The sequence below is a fragment of the Anaerobacillus sp. 63XJN7_5_ISO-PGPR-S23-430 genome (assembly GCF_056173695.1).
This window is the reverse complement of sequence record NZ_CM149686.1, coordinates 2,272,802-2,292,320: the sequence shown is the minus strand read 5'-3', so window position 1 is coordinate 2,292,320 and position 19,519 is coordinate 2,272,802. Positions and strand designations below refer to the sequence as shown.

The 19,519-nt window shown below is 38.4% G+C and carries 18 protein-coding genes; 12 read left to right on the top strand and 6 right to left on the bottom strand.

The features are described 5' to 3' along the window. The gene (locus tag AC0VYJ_RS12110) at positions 1-999 is read left to right on the top strand and encodes a phosphotriesterase family protein (RefSeq protein WP_430242839.1); all 999 of its coding nucleotides are present in this window, start codon (positions 1-3) and stop codon (positions 997-999) included. Positions 1,000-1,040: 41 nt separating this feature from the next. Here the strand turns inward: AC0VYJ_RS12110 and AC0VYJ_RS12105 are convergent, their stop codons facing one another. Then, positions 1,041-1,961 carry a ketopantoate reductase family protein gene (locus AC0VYJ_RS12105; RefSeq protein WP_430242837.1) on the bottom strand — a complete coding sequence of 307 codons (921 nt, stop codon included), beginning with the start codon at positions 1,959-1,961 and terminating at the stop codon, positions 1,041-1,043. 142 nt (positions 1,962-2,103) lie between these two features. Here AC0VYJ_RS12105 and AC0VYJ_RS12100 point away from each other — a divergent pair, with 142 nt between their 5' ends. Continuing rightward, positions 2,104-2,997, top strand: coding sequence for a hypothetical protein (locus tag AC0VYJ_RS12100; protein WP_475365287.1), 894 nt, complete (start codon positions 2,104-2,106; stop codon positions 2,995-2,997). A 67-nt stretch (positions 2,998-3,064) separates the two neighbouring features. Beyond that, on the top strand, positions 3,065-4,006 hold the full coding sequence (locus AC0VYJ_RS12095) for an NADP-dependent oxidoreductase (RefSeq protein WP_475365286.1): 942 nt from the start codon (positions 3,065-3,067) through the stop codon (positions 4,004-4,006). Between the two features lie 165 nt (positions 4,007-4,171). Here the strand turns inward: AC0VYJ_RS12095 and AC0VYJ_RS12090 are convergent, their stop codons facing one another. Both AC0VYJ_RS12090 and AC0VYJ_RS12085 read right to left on the bottom strand, forming a co-directional pair. Then, a complete protein-coding gene (locus tag AC0VYJ_RS12090; RefSeq protein WP_475365285.1) occupies positions 4,172-5,539 on the bottom strand; it encodes a YjiH family protein in 1,368 nt (455 codons plus the stop codon). A 351-nt stretch (positions 5,540-5,890) separates the two neighbouring features. After that, complete coding sequence (locus tag AC0VYJ_RS12085) at positions 5,891-6,109, bottom strand: hypothetical protein (protein WP_430242829.1); 219 nt, start codon at positions 6,107-6,109, stop codon at positions 5,891-5,893. A gap of 259 nt (positions 6,110-6,368) precedes the next feature. Between AC0VYJ_RS12085 and AC0VYJ_RS12080 the strand changes: the two genes are divergently transcribed. Then, entirely contained in the window at positions 6,369-7,394 is a 1,026-nt protein-coding gene (locus AC0VYJ_RS12080) for a GNAT family N-acetyltransferase (protein ID WP_475365284.1), read from the top strand. Positions 7,395-7,424: 30 nt separating this feature from the next. After that, a complete protein-coding gene (locus tag AC0VYJ_RS12075) occupies positions 7,425-8,327 on the top strand; it encodes a hypothetical protein (protein WP_475365283.1) in 903 nt (300 codons plus the stop codon). A 42-nt stretch (positions 8,328-8,369) separates the two neighbouring features. Here the strand turns inward: AC0VYJ_RS12075 and cspD are convergent, their stop codons facing one another. Both cspD and AC0VYJ_RS12065 read right to left on the bottom strand, forming a co-directional pair. Next, positions 8,370-8,570, bottom strand: coding sequence for a cold-shock protein CspD (gene cspD / locus AC0VYJ_RS12070; protein ID WP_048309367.1), 201 nt, complete (start codon positions 8,568-8,570; stop codon positions 8,370-8,372). A 224-nt stretch (positions 8,571-8,794) separates the two neighbouring features. After that, positions 8,795-10,006: an MFS transporter gene (locus tag AC0VYJ_RS12065; protein ID WP_475365282.1), complete on the bottom strand. Its 1,212-nt coding sequence runs from the start codon at positions 10,004-10,006 to the stop codon at positions 8,795-8,797. Between the two features lie 237 nt (positions 10,007-10,243). Here AC0VYJ_RS12065 and AC0VYJ_RS12060 point away from each other — a divergent pair, with 237 nt between their 5' ends. After that, positions 10,244-10,672: a hypothetical protein gene (locus tag AC0VYJ_RS12060; protein WP_475365281.1), complete on the top strand. Its 429-nt coding sequence runs from the start codon at positions 10,244-10,246 to the stop codon at positions 10,670-10,672. Positions 10,673-10,745: 73 nt separating this feature from the next. Beyond that, positions 10,746-11,159, top strand: a complete 414-nt coding sequence (locus AC0VYJ_RS12055) for a CoA-binding protein (protein WP_475365280.1) — start codon at positions 10,746-10,748, stop codon at positions 11,157-11,159. 20 nt (positions 11,160-11,179) lie between these two features. On the opposite strand, the gene AC0VYJ_RS12050 is transcribed toward AC0VYJ_RS12055, so the two are convergent. Further along, a complete protein-coding gene (locus AC0VYJ_RS12050) occupies positions 11,180-11,827 on the bottom strand; it encodes an SIMPL domain-containing protein (protein ID WP_475365279.1) in 648 nt (215 codons plus the stop codon). Positions 11,828-11,953: 126 nt separating this feature from the next. On the opposite strand from AC0VYJ_RS12050, the gene AC0VYJ_RS12045 reads away from it, so the two are divergent. The 5 genes from AC0VYJ_RS12045 to AC0VYJ_RS12025 all read left to right on the top strand — a co-directional run bounded on the left by AC0VYJ_RS12045 (position 11,954) and on the right by AC0VYJ_RS12025 (position 19,479). Beyond that, positions 11,954-13,177: an aminopeptidase gene (locus tag AC0VYJ_RS12045; protein ID WP_475367485.1), complete on the top strand. Its 1,224-nt coding sequence runs from the start codon at positions 11,954-11,956 to the stop codon at positions 13,175-13,177. Between the two features lie 124 nt (positions 13,178-13,301). After that, positions 13,302-14,585, top strand: a complete 1,284-nt coding sequence (locus AC0VYJ_RS12040) for a cytochrome P450 (RefSeq protein ID WP_475365278.1) — start codon at positions 13,302-13,304, stop codon at positions 14,583-14,585. A gap of 4 nt (positions 14,586-14,589) precedes the next feature. Then, positions 14,590-16,872, top strand: coding sequence for an ATP-dependent DNA helicase (locus AC0VYJ_RS12035; protein ID WP_475365277.1), 2,283 nt, complete (start codon positions 14,590-14,592; stop codon positions 16,870-16,872). Positions 16,873-17,149: 277 nt separating this feature from the next. Next, positions 17,150-18,139 carry a sodium:calcium antiporter gene (locus AC0VYJ_RS12030; protein WP_475365276.1) on the top strand — a complete coding sequence of 330 codons (990 nt, stop codon included), beginning with the start codon at positions 17,150-17,152 and terminating at the stop codon, positions 18,137-18,139. Positions 18,140-18,303: 164 nt separating this feature from the next. Continuing rightward, complete coding sequence (locus AC0VYJ_RS12025; protein WP_475365275.1) at positions 18,304-19,479, top strand: MFS transporter; 1,176 nt, start codon at positions 18,304-18,306, stop codon at positions 19,477-19,479. Positions 19,480-19,519 lie beyond the last annotated feature (40 nt).

Below are 19,519 nucleotides of genomic sequence, written 5' to 3'. Positions count from 1 at the left end.
ATGGGGAAAACAGTAGAAACAGTGACGGGTCCAATTCCGGTAGATCAGCTCGGGAAAACGCTAGTTCATGAGCATTTTGCATTTGGTTATCCAGGTTTTAGTGGGGATGTTTCTCTTGGCGCATTTGATTTTCAAGAAGCACTTCAGGTAGGTATATCAGTTGCCGAAAGTGTCATGGCACACGGTGTGAAAACGGTAGTGGATCCTACGCCGAACGAGTGTGGTAGAAATCCGGAACTTCTTCGAACAATATCAACTGAAACAGGACTACAAATAATTTGTGCGACCGGATACTACTATGAAGGGGAAGGTGCGACCCCTTATTTCAAATTTAGACAGGGTCTTGGAACGGCAGAAGAAGATATTTATGAGATGTTTAGCAAGGAAATTTCGGATGGGATTGGAACAACTGGAATTAAACCAGGGGTTATTAAACTAGCCTCTAGTAAAGATCAAATCACAGATTATGAAATGATGTTTTTTAAAGCCGCTGCACGTGTTCATAAAGAAACGGGCATTTCAATTTTAACGCATACACAAGAGGGAACAATGGGGCCAGAGCAAGCACAGCTTTTGATTGAAGAAGGTGTCCACCCACAATCCATCATCATTGGTCATATGTGTGGAAATACAGATGCTGCTTATCATTTGAAGACATTAGAAATGGGGGTAAATATCGGTTTTGACCGCTTTGGCATACAGGGACTCGTTGGGGCTCCTTATGATAAAGAACGTCTTATTACATTAATTGGGTTATTGAATAGCGGATTTGAAAACCAAGTCATGCTCTCACATGATACCGTAAACTATTGGATGGGCCGCCCACCAGTTCTTCCAGAGGCAGTGGAAAAAATCATGGCTAATTGGCAACCAGCGTATATTTTTGAAGAAATCATTCCTAAATTGAAGGCAGCTGGAATATCTGACGAAACGTTGACGATTTTGTTTGAAGAAAATCCAAAGAAATTATTTTCCTCAGAAGCAAAAGTAAAAGCATAAGAAAAAAGCGAGGGTGAATCCTCGCTTTTTCTTATGCTGTTTTATTTCATTTGGTTTTCGTACGGTTTCATTAAACGATATAGCGTCTCTGTATAAGGAAGTTTCATCTGCACCTGCTCAGCAAGACGAAGTGCCCCTCCTTGAAGATGCTCGACTTCTAGCTTGTTCTTTTTTCTTTTATCTTGATGCATGGAGGAAGTCGCTTCGTAAGGAAGGGATTGGAATGACTTCATGCGGCGATCAATATCTTCTTGATTGATGTGTATGTCATACTGTGATGCAAGTGTTCTGATCTCACTCATCACATTTTCAACTAGTTTGAGGGTTTCGGGTACATCTCTTATGATGCCCGTGTGAAAATCTCCAGCCGTAGTTACACCAGACATCGCTGAAATGAACATATACTTTTTCCACATCTCTTCTTCGATGTTTGAAGTTAATTGAGAATTAAAATTCGCATGCTCATTTATTTTGCTTAATGAAGCACAGATTTCTTCTTGAGAAGGGTGGAGCGGACCGAAGATTAGTTCATGTAGTTCACTCGTGTGTTGTACGTGTCCATGGTCATCAAGAGTAGCAATAATGTACGATAATCCACCGAGTACTGCTTCTTCCCCGAGTTCATCTTTGAGGATGGAAATATGTTCAATTCCATTTAGTATAGGAAGAACCTTTGCTCCTTTCGCAACAAGCTCCTTGAGAACTGGAAGACTATCTTCAAGATGATACCCTTTAACGCCCAGAAGAACAAGGTCAACGGAAGATACTTCAGACGCATTTGTGATGAGTTTAGGAGAGCGCACCTTCGTATTACCTTTTACACTTATTATTTGTAGCCCTTCTTGTTCAATTTGCGCTTTTCTTCCTTCACGAACATAAAAGGAGACGTTTTCACCAGTTTCAGACCATCTTGACCCGAAATATGTACCAAGTGCACCAGCACCAAAAATTATAATATTCATAAGTATCCTCCTTGTCGAAATCTTCTTTCTAATAACACTCTACTTATTCTTACAAATAAATTCAAGTAGGGATAAAAGGAAATGACAACGTTGTCCAGAAATTAGCTATAAGTGACCGAAAAAGTAGAAAGGGTTGATTAATGTGAAGATATTATCACAAGAACGTTTTGAAGCAGCGTGTTCCTTTGTTCGTAATCATGCGAGGCCGGTTGATCGAGAGTATTTTGCTTTTTGGAAAGGAAATGGCGACAAAGAAAGTGTGCTGAAAGAACTGGAAGAATTCCGAAATAAAGATGGGGGATTTGGGAACAATCTTGAACCTGATTTTCGCCTGAAAGAGTCTTCTCCTATGGCAACCTCAGTTGCTTTTCAATACATGACTCAGCTTGACCTCGATTCTGATCACCCGTTTGTTAAGGATGGTCTTCACTATTTGAGAAGTACATATCAAGTTGAAAAGCAGAGTTGGCAAGCTGTACCTCATTCAGTGAATTCAGTGCCACACGCTCCGTGGTGGAAGGTAACGGAAGGAGATGTCGCTTATTCTGCCAATCCCGATGCAGAAATTGTAGGGTATTTTTTACACTATGGGAGTAATTATTCGATCACTTCAGAATCATTGGCTAAAGTGATGAATCACCTGGATAGCCTAAATGAATACGAAATTCATGAGGTACAGTGCTATCTTCGTTTAGCTCAGTTAGCTGGTGGTGAGATTAACAAAAAAATTCACGAGAAAATTAAGCAGAAATTGCCATATATCATAGAACGTCCTGAAAAATGGGATCATTATGGTGTACAACCCGTTGTTCTTGTTGAGTCTGATCAATCTCCTTTTGCTAAAGAGCTCAATCAAGAGCTTCAAGTGAATTTGGATTATTTAATTCAAAAACAACTTTCTAATGGCAGTTGGGAACCAAGTTGGTCATGGGGACAATACGAAGACAGTTGGGAAGGCGCAAAAAAAGAATGGCAGGGATTTTTAACAGTTCAGAACTTAATAACACTGTCAAAATTCGGTCGTATTGAAAGTTAGTCTGTTTAGAATGAGGGATATAACGGGAACATAGTAGAGAATCAATGATTGAGAGGAGTTTTCTACTATGAAAGCAGTTGTTATTGAACAGTATGGAGGAAAAGATCAGTTAGTTGAAAAAGAGGTAGCCTCACCTTCTCCAGGAGAAAACCAGGTTGTTGTTGAGAGTTATGCAACGTCGATCAATCCAATTGATTGGAAATTGAGGGAAGGCTACTTGAAAGAAATGCTACCTTTTCAATTTCCAATTATCCTTGGTTGGGATATTGCAGGTGTCATAAAAGAAGTAGGCTCAGCCGTAGAAGGTTTCAAAGAAGGAGATCGAGTATTTGCAAGGCCAGCAACAACTGCAAATGGTACATATGCAGAAGAAGTCGTGGTAGATGATCATTTGCTTGCCTTCATTCCAGATAATATTTCTTATGAAGAAGCAGCATCGGTTCCGCTTGTAGGTTTAACCGCATGGCAGTGCTTAATTGATTTCGCTGATCTTCAAAAAGATGAAAAGGTGTTAATTCATGCTGGGTCCGGTGGTGTCGGTAGTTTTGCCATCCAGCTTGCAAAACACAAAGGGGCATATGTTGCGACAACAGCGAGTGGCAAAAACGAAGCCTATCTAAAGTCACTTGGAGCAGATCGAGTTATTAATTATCGTGAAGAGGACTTTTCAGAAGAATTAGAAGAATATGATGTAGTTCTTGATACGATGGGTGGCGAAATCCAAGAAAAAAGCTTTACAGTTCTCCGTGGCGGAGGTCGATTGGTTTCGATTGTAGGAGAGCCTGATAAAGAGAAAGCCAAGGAAAAAGGCATTCGCTCAGGAAATGTATGGCTTGAACCAAATGGAGAACAGTTAAATGAAATTTCTTCATTGATGGAAAATGGTCATATTAAAGCGACGATCGGTCACCGTTTCCCATTTAGTCAAGAAGGCATTCAGGAAGCACACGAACTAAGTGAATCACATCATGCTAAAGGGAAAATTGTTATTTTGTTTGATAAAGAATAAGGGAACAGCGGCTAATATGCCGCTGTTTTTTTACACAAACAAAAAATTTCATATACCGTATTTATAATAAAAAATATATAGATGGTTTATAAAAGTATCAATTATATAAATAATAGCAAGAAACAAAATAAAAAATCCGGAACTATTTGTCCCGGATTTACTAATTTAAAAAATAATATGTGCCATGACTACAATAATAGGTAAAGAAATAATCGTACGTTCAATGAAAATAATAAATAGGTCAATAAAACGTACAGGAACTTTTGATCCTAAGAGCAAGCCACCAACTTCAGACATATAAATTAACTGAGTAACAGACAGACTCGCGATAACAAATCGAGTAAGATCGCTTTCGATATCTGCACCAATTATGGCTGGTAAGAACATATCTGCAAAACCTATTACCATAGTTTGAGCTGCTTCAGCGGCTTCAGGAACTTGCATTAAATTTAGAATAGGAACGAACGGAGCACCAAGGTAACTGAATAGTGGTGTTGTTTCAGCAATAATTAAAGCAATGGTCCCGATCGCCATAACAATTGGAATAACGCCCATCCACATGTCGAGTACATTTTGAAATCCGCCTTTGATAACGTTCGAGGCACGATTATCTACCGCTGTTCTTGTTGCTTGGATTACTCCCCACTGAAAACGAGATTTGCCTTCAGGTATCGTATCATCAGGTGCATCTGCTTCTGTTTCGTAAGTAGTATCGGGTTTCCTCGAGAGGGGTGGGATTCTCGGCATAATAACAGCTGCCACAACTCCAGCTAACACAATCGTTAAATAATATTGTAAGAAGTATTCCTCAAGTTTCATTTGTTGAAGTACAACAATACTAAAAGTGATCGATACTACCGAGAATGTTGTGCCAATGACGGCTGCTTCTCGTTTCGTATAATAACCATCTTCATATTGTTTACTCGTTAGAAGAACACCGATTGTACCATCGCCCATCCAGGAAGCAAGACAGTCAATTGAAGAACGACCTGGTAGAGTGAAAATCGGACGCATGATTTTCGTAAGAAGTGTTCCGCAAAATTCTAACAAACCGAAGTTTAGTAGAAGAGGTAAGAAAAGCCCCGCAAATAAAAATACAGAAAAAAGAATAGGAATAAGATCATTTAGTAATAATCCTCCAGTCGCGTCTGACCAAACCCATTCTGGACCAATTTTAAATAGTGTTAATATCGCGAAAATCATACCCAGAATACGAGCAAGCAACCAAATACCTGATACTTGTAATAGACTTGTCAGGAATGAACTCTTCGTAATCCAATCAGGTTTAGCTACTACTGCTAGGAAACTAAGTACTGCTGTAATTGTAATAACAATGGTCATAATTGCGGGAAGAGAGAAAGGGATAGCTGTCCCAAATAGGCCCTGGAGCCAACCAGCTAGTTTTGCTATTGGAATCGTAACACCTTCATCATTTGGTATGGGAATCATGAATAAGAAAATACCAATGAGAGATGGGATAATAAATTTTAATAATCCTTCTGAAGTTACTTTTCTTTGATGAGTACTGTTCACGTAGTGTCACCTCTGTCGTTTTGCAACGGATTTTCTATCAACTAAAACGTATTTTTATAAAAACATAATTATGAATATAACATATCAACCCCTTTTATGTAACATGAAAATACAAACTCTTGAATAGAAAAAGTGTTCAGAAAAGAGCGACCAATTGCATTATATCTTGAAAACGCTCACAATAAAAGGGTGAAACAGATATATAACGCTTCTTTCAAATTAATCAACCTTAAACTTGAGAAATGAACGATCATATCTAACTATTCCAAAATAAAAAGACAGGGATCAGCTGATCCTTGTCTTTGACAAATTTATCTATTAATTTATTTGCTTTATATAGTCAATGAACGTTTATACGTATCTTGGAGGAGTGTCAAATTCATAATGTTCTTCAAAAGTTGAGCCAAAGAAACAGGATGCACATTTGCGATAGCCTTTTTGTCTAAGAAAAACGAGAAGTTCTTCTTCATGGTTGGCTTCAGAACGATCTTTGATCGGCGTCTCGGGTAAATGACATTCATCACCAGCGTAGGCTGTCCTATGGACAATTTGTTTTTGGTGGTCAATCATGTATTTTCCCATATATGTTTATCAAGTCCCATCTCTAATAAGTTCCTCTAAGTGTAACACACTCATCTTTGTATTGATACAACCTAAACTTACTAGTATACCCTAAAACGAGGAGAAGTATTACTGTTTATGCGTATTTTTTTAATTTTTTTTGAATGATCAACAATCAGGCATTCACTCTAATGCGAAAAGTACCGATAGTAGTAGGGTTAGGAGTTTACATAAGTTGTAAAATGAAGCGTGTGGTGGAGGTTAAAAAATGAATTTCATTATCCAACATGATGAGTTAAGTATTCGTTATCTTCAAGAAGGGGATGAGCTCTTTCTATTAAAATGGTTAACAGATCAACAAGTTCTTGCTTATTACGAAGGAAGAGACCGGCCATATACAAGAGAAAAAGTTTTGGAAGATTATTTTATAGAAGACGATGAAGTAAGGTGCCTTGTGTTGTTTCATGATATTCCGATCGGATACATACAGTTTTATTTGTTAGCAGAGGTAGAGGGGATCAAGCTCCCTGATCAGTCATATGGCATGGACCAGTTTATCGGGGAAACCTCATATTGGAATAAAAATATTGGGAAAAAGCTCATTCGATCAGTTGTGTATTATATTGAAAGAACTTTAAAAGGTTCTCTTATAGTCATGGATCCACAGCACTGGAATAAGAGGGCGATACGATGTTATCAGCAGGTAGGTTTTGCGAATTTAGGTATCCTTCCTAAACATGAATTGCATGAAGGTTCTTGGAACGACTGCACCCTAATGGCTTATGATTTTGCTGGATACCGTATTGTGCCCATTAATTATTGTAATAGAAAGACGTTGTCCCGATTATTTGTTCAATTGTGGGGCAGCACAGAAATGGTGATCTCTACCGGAACGTATAATTTACATGAATTAGATGGATTCTTAGCTTATGATTCAGCTGGAGAGATAATAGGTGTTGCGACCTATCGATTGTATGAAGATCATGTTGAAATTATTTCTCTTGATAGTTTGATCGAAAAGGAAGGGATTGGCGGTCGATTATTGATGAGAATAGAGCTTGTGGCAGTCGAGAATGAATGTTCAGAAATAAAGGTAATCACAACCAACGATAACCTTAGCGCTCTTAAATTTTATCAGCGAAAGCGATACAGAATGAAAGATGTTGCTAGGGGAGCGGTTGATTTAGCTCGTCAAGTAAAGCCCGAGATTCCATTAACCGGTCATCAAAACATACCTATTCATGACGAAATACTCCTTAGTAAAAAGCTCTCTTCTAATAAGCAACGTAATTGATAAGACTTTGATTGAAAGGGCGGGTGAGAATTGGAAATAAAACAAGTGAAAAATAACCGATTATCAGAAGAAGTTCTTGAAGAATGGGACGCTAAATTTGTACCTAATTATGATCTCTTATTCTTTGAAAATAAACCGAAGAAATTCACAGCTGTTTCTAGAGAAGATGGATACTCCCAATTAAGTCTTGATGAGCGAACGTCTTTCTTAACATGGAATGTTCATCCTAAATGCAAGTGGATTGCAAAGGTATCGAATGGATCATTTTTATCACTTCATAAAGCCGTGCAAATAGAACTTCTTCTCGACCAAGTAGAAAATGGACGTGGTTTTCATTTTAGATTTCGGGAGCTCTTAGAGATTAATCCTGAACCGAGTGCTTTAGCCATTTTGGAGGAAATTTCACTAAACTATGAAGGAGAAGAAATCGTAGTGTTTCAAGGTTGGAGTTGGAACCTGCTACCTATTTCCTTTAGGTTTAAGCTACTAGAAAGCATCTCAAAAAGTTTTATTTCATCTGCATCTGTTTCGATACAAACAAACGAAGAAGTAACAACAAATTCAGCCTTGATTAATACCTTTACGGGATGCAACGGACCGAATTGTTTTGCTTTTACATTGATGAATCTTGAAAAGGAAGCTGTTCGAAGAAAACACTTAGCACAATCGTGGGTAGTGGGCGATGAGTTTCTTTCCTCTTTAGAATCGTATGGATATAAAAAAGTGAGCAGTCGAAATACCGTGAATTCTGAGGATGTATTTGTGTGGTTCAACAATGACACGCCTGTTCATGGCTGTTATGCGATTAATGAGAGGGTTTTGTTAAATAAAAATGGTCAAACGATGTTCCATCCTTATCAATGTCAGTCTGTGCATCATGTATTGGATGATTGGTCTAATAAAGGATTAAAGCTAATCATTTATAGAAAATAAACAAGCCCCGGACGAAAGATCGTCTGGGGCTTGTAAAGCGATTTATGCTTTTGTTACGTTAGCTGCTTGTGGTCCGCGGTTACCTTCTACGATTTCGAAGTTAACTTCTTGGCCTTCGTCAAGTGTTTTGAAACCTTCACCATTGATTGCAGAGAAGTGTACGAATACGTCGTCTCCACCTTCAACTTCGATGAAACCGAAACCTTTTTCAGCGTTGAACCATTTTACTTTACCGTTTTGCATAAAAAATTGCCTCCTAATGTACCTCATCGTACATAATTTAAAATTCACCATTTACCATTGTAATACGTTTACATTAAAAAACTGCAGCTTTTTAAGAGGATTTAACTTTGTTACCCTCTTTCGAAGCTACAGCTAATTTAAATCCTAAATATATTAATAGTAAAATGGTTTAAATATATAATAGCACCGCCTCTTATAAATTGCAAATCATTCTGGAAATTTATTTACCGATTCATTAGACTGGATCCCAGTTTTGCTCGCCTTTTGTTGATTTGAATTGGAAGAGTTGATCCTATCAGTGCGACAATAGCAGATCCGATGAGAATACCCTGAATGCCGCTCGTTGCAAACAAAGTTAATAAGGTAAAGACAACTAAATCAAATACAGAATCTAATATGGATAGCAAAGAGATCGTAGTTGCTCTTATGTGAGAAGGGATGAGGTCATTGCTCAACTTGGAATAAATCGGGTATCTAATGGCGCCTACCCATCTTAGAAACAAGACTACAAACAAAATAACCCAGAGCTGATTTTGAAAAATTGCAGCGACGACTAACCCGCATGCTGAAAGAAAACCAGAAAAGTACATAAGCACCTTATAAGAGAAATTCCTATGAAGCATATTGATACTTCTAGATGAAAAGAATGCAAGTAATGCACCAACAGCATAAATAGGCCCAATGATGTAGACAGGCAGACCAGCATTAATCATCAATGGCTGATCAAATTTTTGAAACACCGCCACGGTAGGAATAAAGACGAGCGTGAGGTTGAGGAACAGGAATAACAGTTGAGGTGCTTTCTTAATCACCTGAATCCCTTCAATTACATTTTGTAAAGATGTCCCTTTAACTTCTACTTTGCCTGATGGTTCACGGATGAATAACAAGAGAATGAATTCAATAATATAAGAAATGAGGCTGAAGAGAATAAGTAGCTGAAATTGTTCGCTCTGTAAATCTTTAGCAAGAAATGATCCAACTAGAACAGCAATCATCATAGCTATAAATCCCGCTGATTGAATTTTCCCCATGACTTCATCCATTTTGTGATGGTTTTTATCTTTCTTTAATGACTCATAAATTAATGCTTCGTCTGCACCAGAAAAAAAGGTGACCGATAATCCATTTAAGATGCTAAACAGCATTAACATTGTTAAGCTATCTGCCATTAAAAGAATACCTATACTGCTTATCTTGATGATGGCTCCTATTAGAAATGCATTTCTAGCTCCATATGCATCCGCGAAAACTCCAGTTGGGATTTCACCGATGAAGACAGCGCCGCTCCAGCACATCAAGATGATGAGGATATCAGCTTCGTTTAAGCCGTTTTTTACATAAAAAAGCGTAAGAACCGGTTGCAAAAAACTGATGGTACCAAAAAAGTTCACCCAGAATAAAAGGGTAAGATTTCGTGTTGAATGAGATGACATGTTCCTCCAACTTTCAATATAAGTTCCGACAATAGAAAGATAGGAGGGGTACAGTTAGATTTTCGTTATACGTCCCTCCCGTTTGATGAGATTAATCGTAGGATTTTTGACATATTGAAATCTCCCTTCAGTTAATTAAGAAAATTATAACAAATAGATAAAACAGAAGCGAGACTATTAATAAACAAAATATGTAAATCTAGAGCAGGTTAAAAGAAATAGACCAATTACGCAAAAATGACGAAAGAAGAATTGATCGCAGAACTTCAACCAGAGTTGCCGGAACTATTCCGTAGATGGGAGGATGATATTCAAACTGGTTTGTTCGATTATAATACATGTCCTGATTTGTATCGTGCTGTCGGAAGCGAGATTCGCAACATGGTTTCTAGTGCCAATCAATTAGAGAAATCGAATTTCCCAAATCTTCCTCTTACTGTCATTGGAAGAGATGGAGAACATGCTTCCAAACAGCAGATAAAAGCAGGGACTCCTGCAAATGAAGCTGTCACTTTGGAGCAAATTTGGAAGGAACTGAATTTCGAACAAGCGAAACTCGCTACTGGTTTACGATACATAAAGGCAAAAGGATCGGGGCATAATATTCCTTATGACTGCCCTGAGCTTGTAATAAAAGAGATGTCTTGGCTCTCACAAGAGCTTTGAGCGAAATAGTTTTTCTCTGCTCATACATCTTCTATAATAGAGATATACCATAAATTGCAAAGGGGAGAACTACATGGCAATTGAAAACCCGACTCGAGAAGAAATCGGCAAGATTCTAAAAACAAATAAGCGAATTGCCGTCGTTGGTTTATCAAATAATCCAGGACGTACTTCATTTATGGTCTCGCAGGCCATGATGGATGCAGGTTATGAAATCATCCCGGTTAATCCAACAATTGATGAAGCGCTCGGCATAAAAGCGGTAGATTCATTGAAAGATATTAAAGGTCACGTAGACATCGTGAATGTATTTAGAAGAAGCGAATTTCTTCCTGATATTATGAAAGAAACCGTGGAAATTGGTGCGGACGTTTTCTGGGCACAGCTTGGCGTAATGAATGAAGAAGCTTATGAATATGGGAAAAAGCATAATATGAAAATGATTATGGATCGCTGCATTAAAGTTGAACATGCGATGACGAAATAGGGCGTTGATACGCCCTTTTCTTATGAGGTAAGAAGTAAAATTAATGTCACCTGCGCACTTATCGTTAATTGTCCAGGTTGTATTTGCGTACTTTGAACTTCGCTAAACATGCGAGGTGATGGTGCTACAGAACCAGTTTCAATGATTTGGTGTGGTGTATTTGGTAGAGAGATGTGGAAAGACTGAGCGATTGTTTGAGCTTTTTGATTGGCTTTTTCCATAGCGGCACGTAACGCTTTCTGATAGTAAATATCAGGTTCTTTTATCTCAAAACGAATATCTGAGACGACATTTGCGCCAGAATTTACCGCAACGTCAATGACTGCTCCTGCTTTCTTCACTGGCTCAACTGTAACTGTCAGTAAGTGTGTAACTTTGTATCCGAGAAAGATTTTAGTGTTGTCTTCATACCGGACGTTTTCTTCGATCCTGTAATCAGACGTTTGAATGCTTTCTGTCGGTATACCGATTGATCGCAAAGACGATACAATCGCAGCGATTATTTCTGCGTTTTCTTCTTGAGCTTCCGTAACCTGCTTAGAAGTTGTGGTAGCACCTGTAATGATAGTGGCGATATTAGGAGTTGCACTCACTTCACCCGTTCCAAATACTGTTATTGTATTGTCGCATTGACACTCACTATTTATACTTTCATTCGATTTTGTCATTTTTCACACTTCTTTCTATTAGTCTAAACAAATCATTGCGATTAAGAGGACAGAAAGCTTCTCTTTTGTTAAAATTTTAGTAGTCGTTTCGATACTAAGGAGGAATGCATGTTGCCAGAAAAAATCATGTTAGAAAAGTATGCAGAACTTGCTCTTAAACGAGGAGTTAATTTACAAAATGAACAAATGCTAGTTGTAAACGCTTCTATTGAAGGAGCTGATTTCGCACGAATCGTCGTAAAAAAAGCCTACGAAATAGGCGCTAAGACTGTACATATCAATTGGAGCGATGATGATCTTGACCGTTTATGGTATGAAAACGCAGCCCAGGATGTGCTTGAAAACGTACCAGAATGGCGTGTGAAAATGTTTGATCATTTCGCAAGTGAAGGGGCAGCGATACTATCAATCCGCTCTACAAACCCTGATCTACTAAAAGGAATTGAATCTTCTCGTATCTCAGCATCGAATAAAGCGAGCGGAGAAGCGATGAAGAACTTCCGTAAATACACGATGAATGACAAAATTACGTGGTCAATTGTAGCTATTCCAAATGATGAATGGGCAAAAAAAATCTTCCCTGATTCATCAGAGGAACAAGCTGTTGAAAAGCTCTGGGATCAAATCTTCAAAATTACTCGTGTTGATCAAGAAAATCCAGTAGCAGCCTGGAATGAACATAATGCCACTCTTGCAAAAGCAAGAAAAGTATTGAATGACAGACATTATAAAAAGCTCGTCTATAAGGCTCCAGGGACGGATCTTGAAATTGAATTGCCTGAAGGGCATATTTGGAAAGGTGGTTCATCTATTTCTGAGCAGGGCATCGAATTTAATGCCAACATGCCAACAGAAGAAGTGTTTACATTACCGCACAAATATGGCGTGAATGGTACCGTTTCAAGTACAAAGCCACTAAGCTATGGTGGTAACTTAATCAATGATTTCTCACTTACTTTTAAAGAAGGTAAAGTGGTAGACTTCTCTGCAAAAGAAGGATATGAAACCCTTGAGAATTTATTGAACATGGATGAAGGCTCTCGTCGACTCGGTGAAGTCGCCATTGTGCCACATCAATCTCCTATCTCTCAATCAGGACTTATTTTCTTTAATACCCTGTATGATGAGAATGCTTCCTGCCATCTTGCTCTGGGTAAAGCTTATCCAAGCAGCGTAAAAGGTGGAGCTAACATGGACGATGAAGCATTAGATCAAAATGGGGTAAATAACAGCGTAACTCATGTTGATTTTATGATGGGTTCTGGAGAACTCGATATTGATGGTGTGAAGGAAGATGGATCTACAGAAGCGATTTTCCGTGATGGAAATTGGGCAATTGATGTGAACTAACGAAAAAAACGCTCTATCTGGTTTAATCAGATAGAGCGTTTTTTATCTAGTTTAACCTGTTGAAAATTGAAAGTCTTATGAAGATCTTCCTATAATAAAGAAAAACAGTGAGTGGTGATATATGATGGGAACTGTTGAGAAGCTATCTGGGATTCGTTTAAAAAATTACCTTGATTTTCGTAAAGATCCATTAGGTTTCTTATTGAAAACGAGGGAAGTGGCTGATTTTGTAGAATTAGGAGCTTCCTCTTATGTTGTTCATCAACCAGAGGCGATTAAGCAAATACTAGTTACAAACGCAGCATCCTTTCATAAAGGAAACTCCGCTTCATTACTCAGTCAAACGATTGGTAGAGGCTTGCTTACTTCTGAAGGGCAAACCCATGAACGCCAACGAAGATTGATTATGCCCGCTTTTCATAAAGAGAAAATGGCGCAATATGTAGAAATTATTCTAGATGAAACAAATCAGTTTATCAAAGAATGGAATGACGGAGATGTTATCTGTATTAGCTCCGAAATGATGAAGTTAACACTACGGATTATTATGAAAACAATGTTTGGACAAGATGTTTCAAAACCAGAAAGTGCTGAGCTAGTTAAAGCAGTTACCCATATTATTGAAAAATCAGCCGGAGATTTATTCTTACCTTTCCCTATTCCATCGTTTATTCCTTCAGAACGTAATAGACGCTATCAAGTTGGGAAAAAGCGATTAAACGAATTGGCTGATCGACTTATTGCCCATACTCCAAAAGGTGATCATTTATTAGCTCTCCTTCAGGAAACCACGTATTCTGATGGCTCGCCGATTTCAAGAGAAGAAATAAGGAGTCAGATTTTGACGATGTTAATCGCGGGACATGAAACAACAGCCAATGTCATGTCATGGATGTGGTATGAACTCTCTGTACATTCCGAATTAGAAAAACAATTAGTGACTGAATGGCGCTCTATAAACGATCACGACCTTAAAAATCGACCATTAACAGACCAGTTTTTTAAAGAAACGTTAAGACTTTATCCTGCAGCATGGGTATTATTAAGAGAAGCGTTAGAACCTGTTGAGATAAAGGGCCATCCGTTCAAAGCTGGATCGTCGTTTTTAATCAGTCCTTATATCATGCATCGTAATCCTGCTTTTTTTGAAAACCCCGAGCAGTTCTCTATTGATCGAATGAAAAGAAAACAAGTTCCGTTCACATACATCCCGTTTGGCGGCGGTCCTAGAAGCTGTATTGGTAGTCAGTTTGCTACATATGAAGCTCAACTCATTTTCGCTACAATTGGTAAAAGGTTTCATCTTCAACAGATTTCGATCGATCAACGTGTGGAAGCAGAGCCGCTTGTTTCTTTACGAATCAAGAATGGGCTATTAATGAATGTGCATAAACGAAAAATTAGGTGATAAGATGAATGAAATGATTAATGTATCCGTTCGACCTCTTGTCGAGTATGCGTTTCGAAGGGGAAGTATCGATGCTCGTTTCCGTACAGCCACAGCGATGACGGAAGGAACTCGACTTCACCAGATGATTCAGAAGACTTATGGAGAACATGATAAAAAAGAAGTGCCGTTTGAAACGAATTTGATTTATGAAGAGATGACTTTTCATATTGAAGGTCGATGTGATGGACTGCTTAAAAACGATGAACAATTCATTATCGATGAGATTAAATCCACGTCACTCCCGCTTACTGAAGTGGATGAAGGGACACACCCAGTTTATTGGGCGCAAGCGAAATGTTATGGATACATGGCTGTTGAGGAATACAACTTAGAGAAAATCACGATTCAATTAACATATATCCAGTCAGAAACAAATGAGATTATACGATATCAACAGGAAACAACTGCGTCTGAGTTAAATGAGTTTATGAAATGGGTTGTCGAACAGTATGCTCCATTTGCCAGGTGGAAGCAAAAGCATCTAACCATGCGTGATGAGAGCAGCAAATCACTCACTTTTCCGTTTGATTCCTATCGAGAAGGTCAGCGAAAGTTAGCAGCAAGCGTCTATAAAACGGTTCAAGATGAAGCGACGTTGTTCGCTACGGCGCCTACAGGAATAGGAAAAACGATTAGTACGCTATTTCCAGTTATTAAGGCAATGGGAGAAGGGTATGGTAATAAAATTTTCTATCTCACAGCCAAAACGCTAACGAGAGAAACCGCTCAAGAAGCTTTTGAATTAATGGAAACGAAAGGACTTCATGCTTCATCTGTGACCATTACCGCAAGAGATAAAATTTGCTTCAAGGAAAAAACCATTTGCGAGAAAGAGTATTGCGAATATGCCAATGGCTATTACGACCGAATTAATGATGGAATGCTTGATATTTTGCATCATGAGACGCGTATCACTCGAGAGGTTATTGAAAAATATGCTCATAAGCACCGACTATGTCCGTTTGAGCTATCTCTAGATTTGTCTTACATGGCTGATGCGGTTATATGCGATTACAATTACTTGTTTGATCCTCGTGTTTCTTTAAAGCGACTTATTGAGGAGCAAAAGAAACAAACGACGATTCTTATAGATGAGGCGCATAACCTCGTGGATCGGGCGAGAGAAATGTATTCTGCCGAATTAATGAAGTCACCCTTTCTTGAGTTGAAGCGGAATTACAAAAGACAAAATAGTGAAGTATCAAGCGCAGCAGCATCGATAAATAACACGTTTCTTACGTACAGAAAATCGACGCAGAATGGTTCGTTAGTTCAATCCGAAATTGATGAAGAGCTTATTGTTCAGCTTGATACGTTTGTGCAAGTGAGTGAAGTCGAGTTGCTTGAGGAAGGAAGCGATGAGCTTTTACTTGAAACGTATTTTTTAGCACAGAACTTTATTCGAATTGCAAAACTTTATGATCAGCGATATATGACGTATGTAGAGGCAGGAAAGTCCGAGGTGAAAATCAAGCTCTTTTGTTTCGATCCTTCGCATCTCCTTCAAAAGATGCGGAAGGGGTTTCGATCGAACGTTTTCTTCTCAGCTACTTTTACACCTTTCTCTTATTATCAAAACTTGCTTGGTTGGAAAGAAGAGGATTACGCTGTGAAAATCCCTTCTCCTTTTCCACGTGAACATGCGAATGTTTATATTGCTCCTCTTTCGACGAAGTACCGCGATCGTGAGCGCACACTACCAAGACTTGTTACACTTCTTCAAAAAGTGCTTCATGAAAAAAACGGCAATTATTTGTTCTTTTTCCCGTCATATGGCTATATGGAACAAGTTTTTGAGGCATTCACTTCTCCTGACGAAGTGGAAACAGTCATTCAACAGAGCGGGATGACGGAAGAAGAAAGGGAGTCGTTTTTAAAAAAATTCACATCTGATCGAAAAGGTAGCTTAGTTGGGTTTGCTGTTGTAGGTGGCATCTTCTCAGAAGGGATTGACTTAAAAGGGGATCGCCTTACAGGAGTGGTGGTCGTTGGAGTAGGGCTCCCTAATTTTGATACCGAGCGGCAGCTAATGAAATCTTACTTTGATCAAGCTGGAAGAAATGGTTTTGACTACACTTACGTTTACCCAGGCATGAACCGTGTTCAACAAGCAGGCGGTCGACTCATTCGAACAGAAACCGATCGAGGTCTTTTATTGCTAATTGATAGTCGTTATTTAGAAAAACGCTACCAGCAATTAATACCGTATGAGTGGCAACACTTTAAACTAATTCAAGTACCTTAGGTCTTCACTGGCGTTTTGAACTGCTTGCTCACAACTATTCATTTACCAAAACCCCCGCTCTTTAAGTGTGGGGGTTCATTTTCCTGCTCATCATGCCTAAATTGCTTCTTAATAACTCATCTCCCAAAACGTATACTCATACCTTGGAAATCTTACTTGTGAATCTTTTACAATTATGGAACATTACATTTTCGAGTCATTCTATTTATTATGGTTTAGTATTAACTTGGGAAGGAAATGGTGAACAAGGAAATCGAACGTATTAAGGAGATCATCTATGAATTTATTGTTCACAATACTTCTATTTATTTTAGCAGCGATTGGCACCTATTTCGTTGCTACTCGACTTGCTATGTATGGCGATGCCATTAGCGAGAAAACAAAAGCGTCATCAGCGTTTATGGGGATTATTATTGGTGCTGCTATATCATTGCCAGAATTAACATCAAGCGTGACGGCAATTGCTATTGATAGTCCAGATCTTGCTATCGGGAATTTGCTTGGGAGTAATTTATTTAATCTATTAGCCCTCGCCGTTCTTGATATGGTCTACCGTCGCGAACAGATTATGGGACAAACAGATATAGGAAGTAAGCTCTACATCTATCTTGTCATTGTGATGACGTTAATCGTTGTAGCTGGATTATCATTAACGCTACCAGCGAGCATTTATCATATCGGATATAGTTCGATCATTCTTGTTCTTGTGTATTTTGCTGGTGTGAAATGGATTAACAAATTAACAGAAGAAAAAGTGAAACGGAGAAGTCGAAAGAATGAAAAATACGGTGAGTTTTCATACCAAAAAGTTCTAACGATGTTCATCTTATCCGCTGTCGGTATTATGATTGTCGGAACGGTATTAACATTAACTGCCGATCGAATTGCGGAAAGCACAGGATTAGGAGCTTCGTTTGTTGGATCCTTTCTTGTAGGAGCGAGTACTTCTTTGCCTGATGCTGTAAGTGTTGCAACAGCGTTGAAACTTAAGAATTACAGTATGGGAATAACCTCACTTCTAGGAAGTAACGCATTTAATATCATGCTGCTTTCGTTTACAGATGCTATTTATCTTAAGACAAACTTATTTAGGCATGCTAGCATGTCTAATATTGTGACAACCGTATCATCAATTGTGGTGGTGCTCGTCATTTTATATAGTATTACAAGAAAACAAAAACGTAGCACGCTTTTTTATATGGTGCCATCCACTTTAATTGTCTTGATCTATTTTGTCGCTACGTATTTCGTCTATCAGATGAAGTAAGTTGCAGAGAGTTAATACTCTCTGCAACTTTTTTTCTTATCTAGAATACTCGATGTGACAGAGATGGTAACGCTACCGAAAAATAGTCCGAAAATAATTGCAAGTTTTAAGTTAAATATACCGTGGAATCCCCTGTGATAGATTAATTTATGGAGGTACGATCAATGTCAAAAGGGAAAAGTATTCACGCGTTAATTATTTTATTATTTACCCAGTTCGTTTCTGGAGGGGTGACGAATACAAAGGGGATTGTACTTGATAAAGTTGAAACGGATATTGGACTTGATATGAGTCAATTCGGATTAGTTGTCTTGATATTCCAACTAGGATTTACGCTCGCGAGTTTGATTTTCGGTTATTTAACAGATAAAAAAGGGTTAAGAATAATGGTGATCTTTGCAACGATTGTCATGGGACTCGGTTTTGCAGGTACCGGATTTGCGCCAAACATTACCTTCTTCTTAGGTTTCTATATGTTAATTGGGTTCGGGCTTGGAGCGCTTGGTGTTGCTTCCAATGCGATTGTACCGGCTGCATATCCAGAGAAGCAGAATCAAATGTTCAATTTAGCGATGGGGATCTATGGACTTGGGATGATCGTCTTTCCACAAATCCTTAACTACATGTTCCAATTTGCATCATGGCGATATTTCTATCTTGCTATTGCCATCTTAAATATTCTCGTTATTTTTTATGTCACATCGGTTAAATTCCCTGATGGAAAAGCAGAAAAAATCAATTTAAAAGCATTTATACCAATGTTAAAAGATGCACAAATGATTTTCTTAATGTTCTTCTTAATTTTCGAAGTATCTGCAGAAGTTTCGTTTACTAATTTCTTCCCGCCTTACTTAAAATCTCTTGAATTAGGAGGCATATCTACCGAGGCAAAATCGGATATGGTCGCAACGATTCTATCACTCTTCTCAGTATTCTTTATGATTGGGCGCTTAGGAGTGGCTTATCTTGCGAATAAAATCAACGAACGATTGATTATGATTTCTTTCTCATTAGGATCAGTCATTATCGTAGCGGTCAGCTTCTTCTTTGCGAACCAGGTACCTTATTTATTTGCTGGAGCAGGACTTTTCTTCTCTACATTGTTTCCAACCGCTACGGCATTTGGAACGACTATTTCAAAAAATCCCGGTACTGCACTAGGTTTAATCTATGTAGCATCTGGTATTGGTGGTGGTATCGCAGGATACATCATTGGAATTGTTTCAGAAGCTTTCGGAGAGAAAGGTGGATTTGGTCTCGTCATTGTTTTCCTTGCACTAATGTTTATCGTTTCTCTATTCTTAAATTCAAGTAATACAAAGCAAACTGCAAGTGAATAATACTCACACCTAAAAAAAGGCCGCCGGTAGTTATACCGGC

What these genes read in the sequence shown, in the direction of transcription:
- AC0VYJ_RS12030 (WP_475365276.1), top strand. Translation starts at nt 17,150, where the DNA reads ATGAATTTATTGTTCACAATACTTCTATTTATTTTAGCAGCGATTGGC.
- AC0VYJ_RS12110 (WP_430242839.1), top strand. Translation starts at nt 1, where the DNA reads ATGGGGAAAACAGTAGAAACAGTGACGGGTCCAATTCCGGTAGATCAG.
- AC0VYJ_RS12040 (WP_475365278.1), top strand. Translation starts at nt 13,302, where the DNA reads ATGGGAACTGTTGAGAAGCTATCTGGGATTCGTTTAAAAAATTACCTT.
- AC0VYJ_RS12050 (WP_475365279.1), bottom strand. Translation starts at nt 11,827, where the DNA reads ATGACAAAATCGAATGAAAGTATAAATAGTGAGTGTCAATGCGACAAT.
- AC0VYJ_RS12105 (WP_430242837.1), bottom strand. Translation starts at nt 1,961, where the DNA reads ATGAATATTATAATTTTTGGTGCTGGTGCACTTGGTACATATTTCGGG.
- AC0VYJ_RS12035 (WP_475365277.1), top strand. Translation starts at nt 14,590, where the DNA reads ATGAATGAAATGATTAATGTATCCGTTCGACCTCTTGTCGAGTATGCG.
- cspD (WP_048309367.1), bottom strand. Translation starts at nt 8,570, where the DNA reads ATGCAAAACGGTAAAGTAAAATGGTTCAACGCTGAAAAAGGTTTCGGT.
- AC0VYJ_RS12055 (WP_475365280.1), top strand. Translation starts at nt 10,746, where the DNA reads ATGGCAATTGAAAACCCGACTCGAGAAGAAATCGGCAAGATTCTAAAA.
- AC0VYJ_RS12085 (WP_430242829.1), bottom strand. Translation starts at nt 6,109, where the DNA reads ATGATTGACCACCAAAAACAAATTGTCCATAGGACAGCCTACGCTGGT.
- AC0VYJ_RS12080 (WP_475365284.1), top strand. Translation starts at nt 6,369, where the DNA reads ATGAATTTCATTATCCAACATGATGAGTTAAGTATTCGTTATCTTCAA.
- AC0VYJ_RS12095 (WP_475365286.1), top strand. Translation starts at nt 3,065, where the DNA reads ATGAAAGCAGTTGTTATTGAACAGTATGGAGGAAAAGATCAGTTAGTT.
- AC0VYJ_RS12060 (WP_475365281.1), top strand. Translation starts at nt 10,244, where the DNA reads ATGACGAAAGAAGAATTGATCGCAGAACTTCAACCAGAGTTGCCGGAA.
- AC0VYJ_RS12025 (WP_475365275.1), top strand. Translation starts at nt 18,304, where the DNA reads ATGTCAAAAGGGAAAAGTATTCACGCGTTAATTATTTTATTATTTACC.
- AC0VYJ_RS12065 (WP_475365282.1), bottom strand. Translation starts at nt 10,006, where the DNA reads ATGTCATCTCATTCAACACGAAATCTTACCCTTTTATTCTGGGTGAAC.
- AC0VYJ_RS12045 (WP_475367485.1), top strand. Translation starts at nt 11,954, where the DNA reads ATGTTAGAAAAGTATGCAGAACTTGCTCTTAAACGAGGAGTTAATTTA.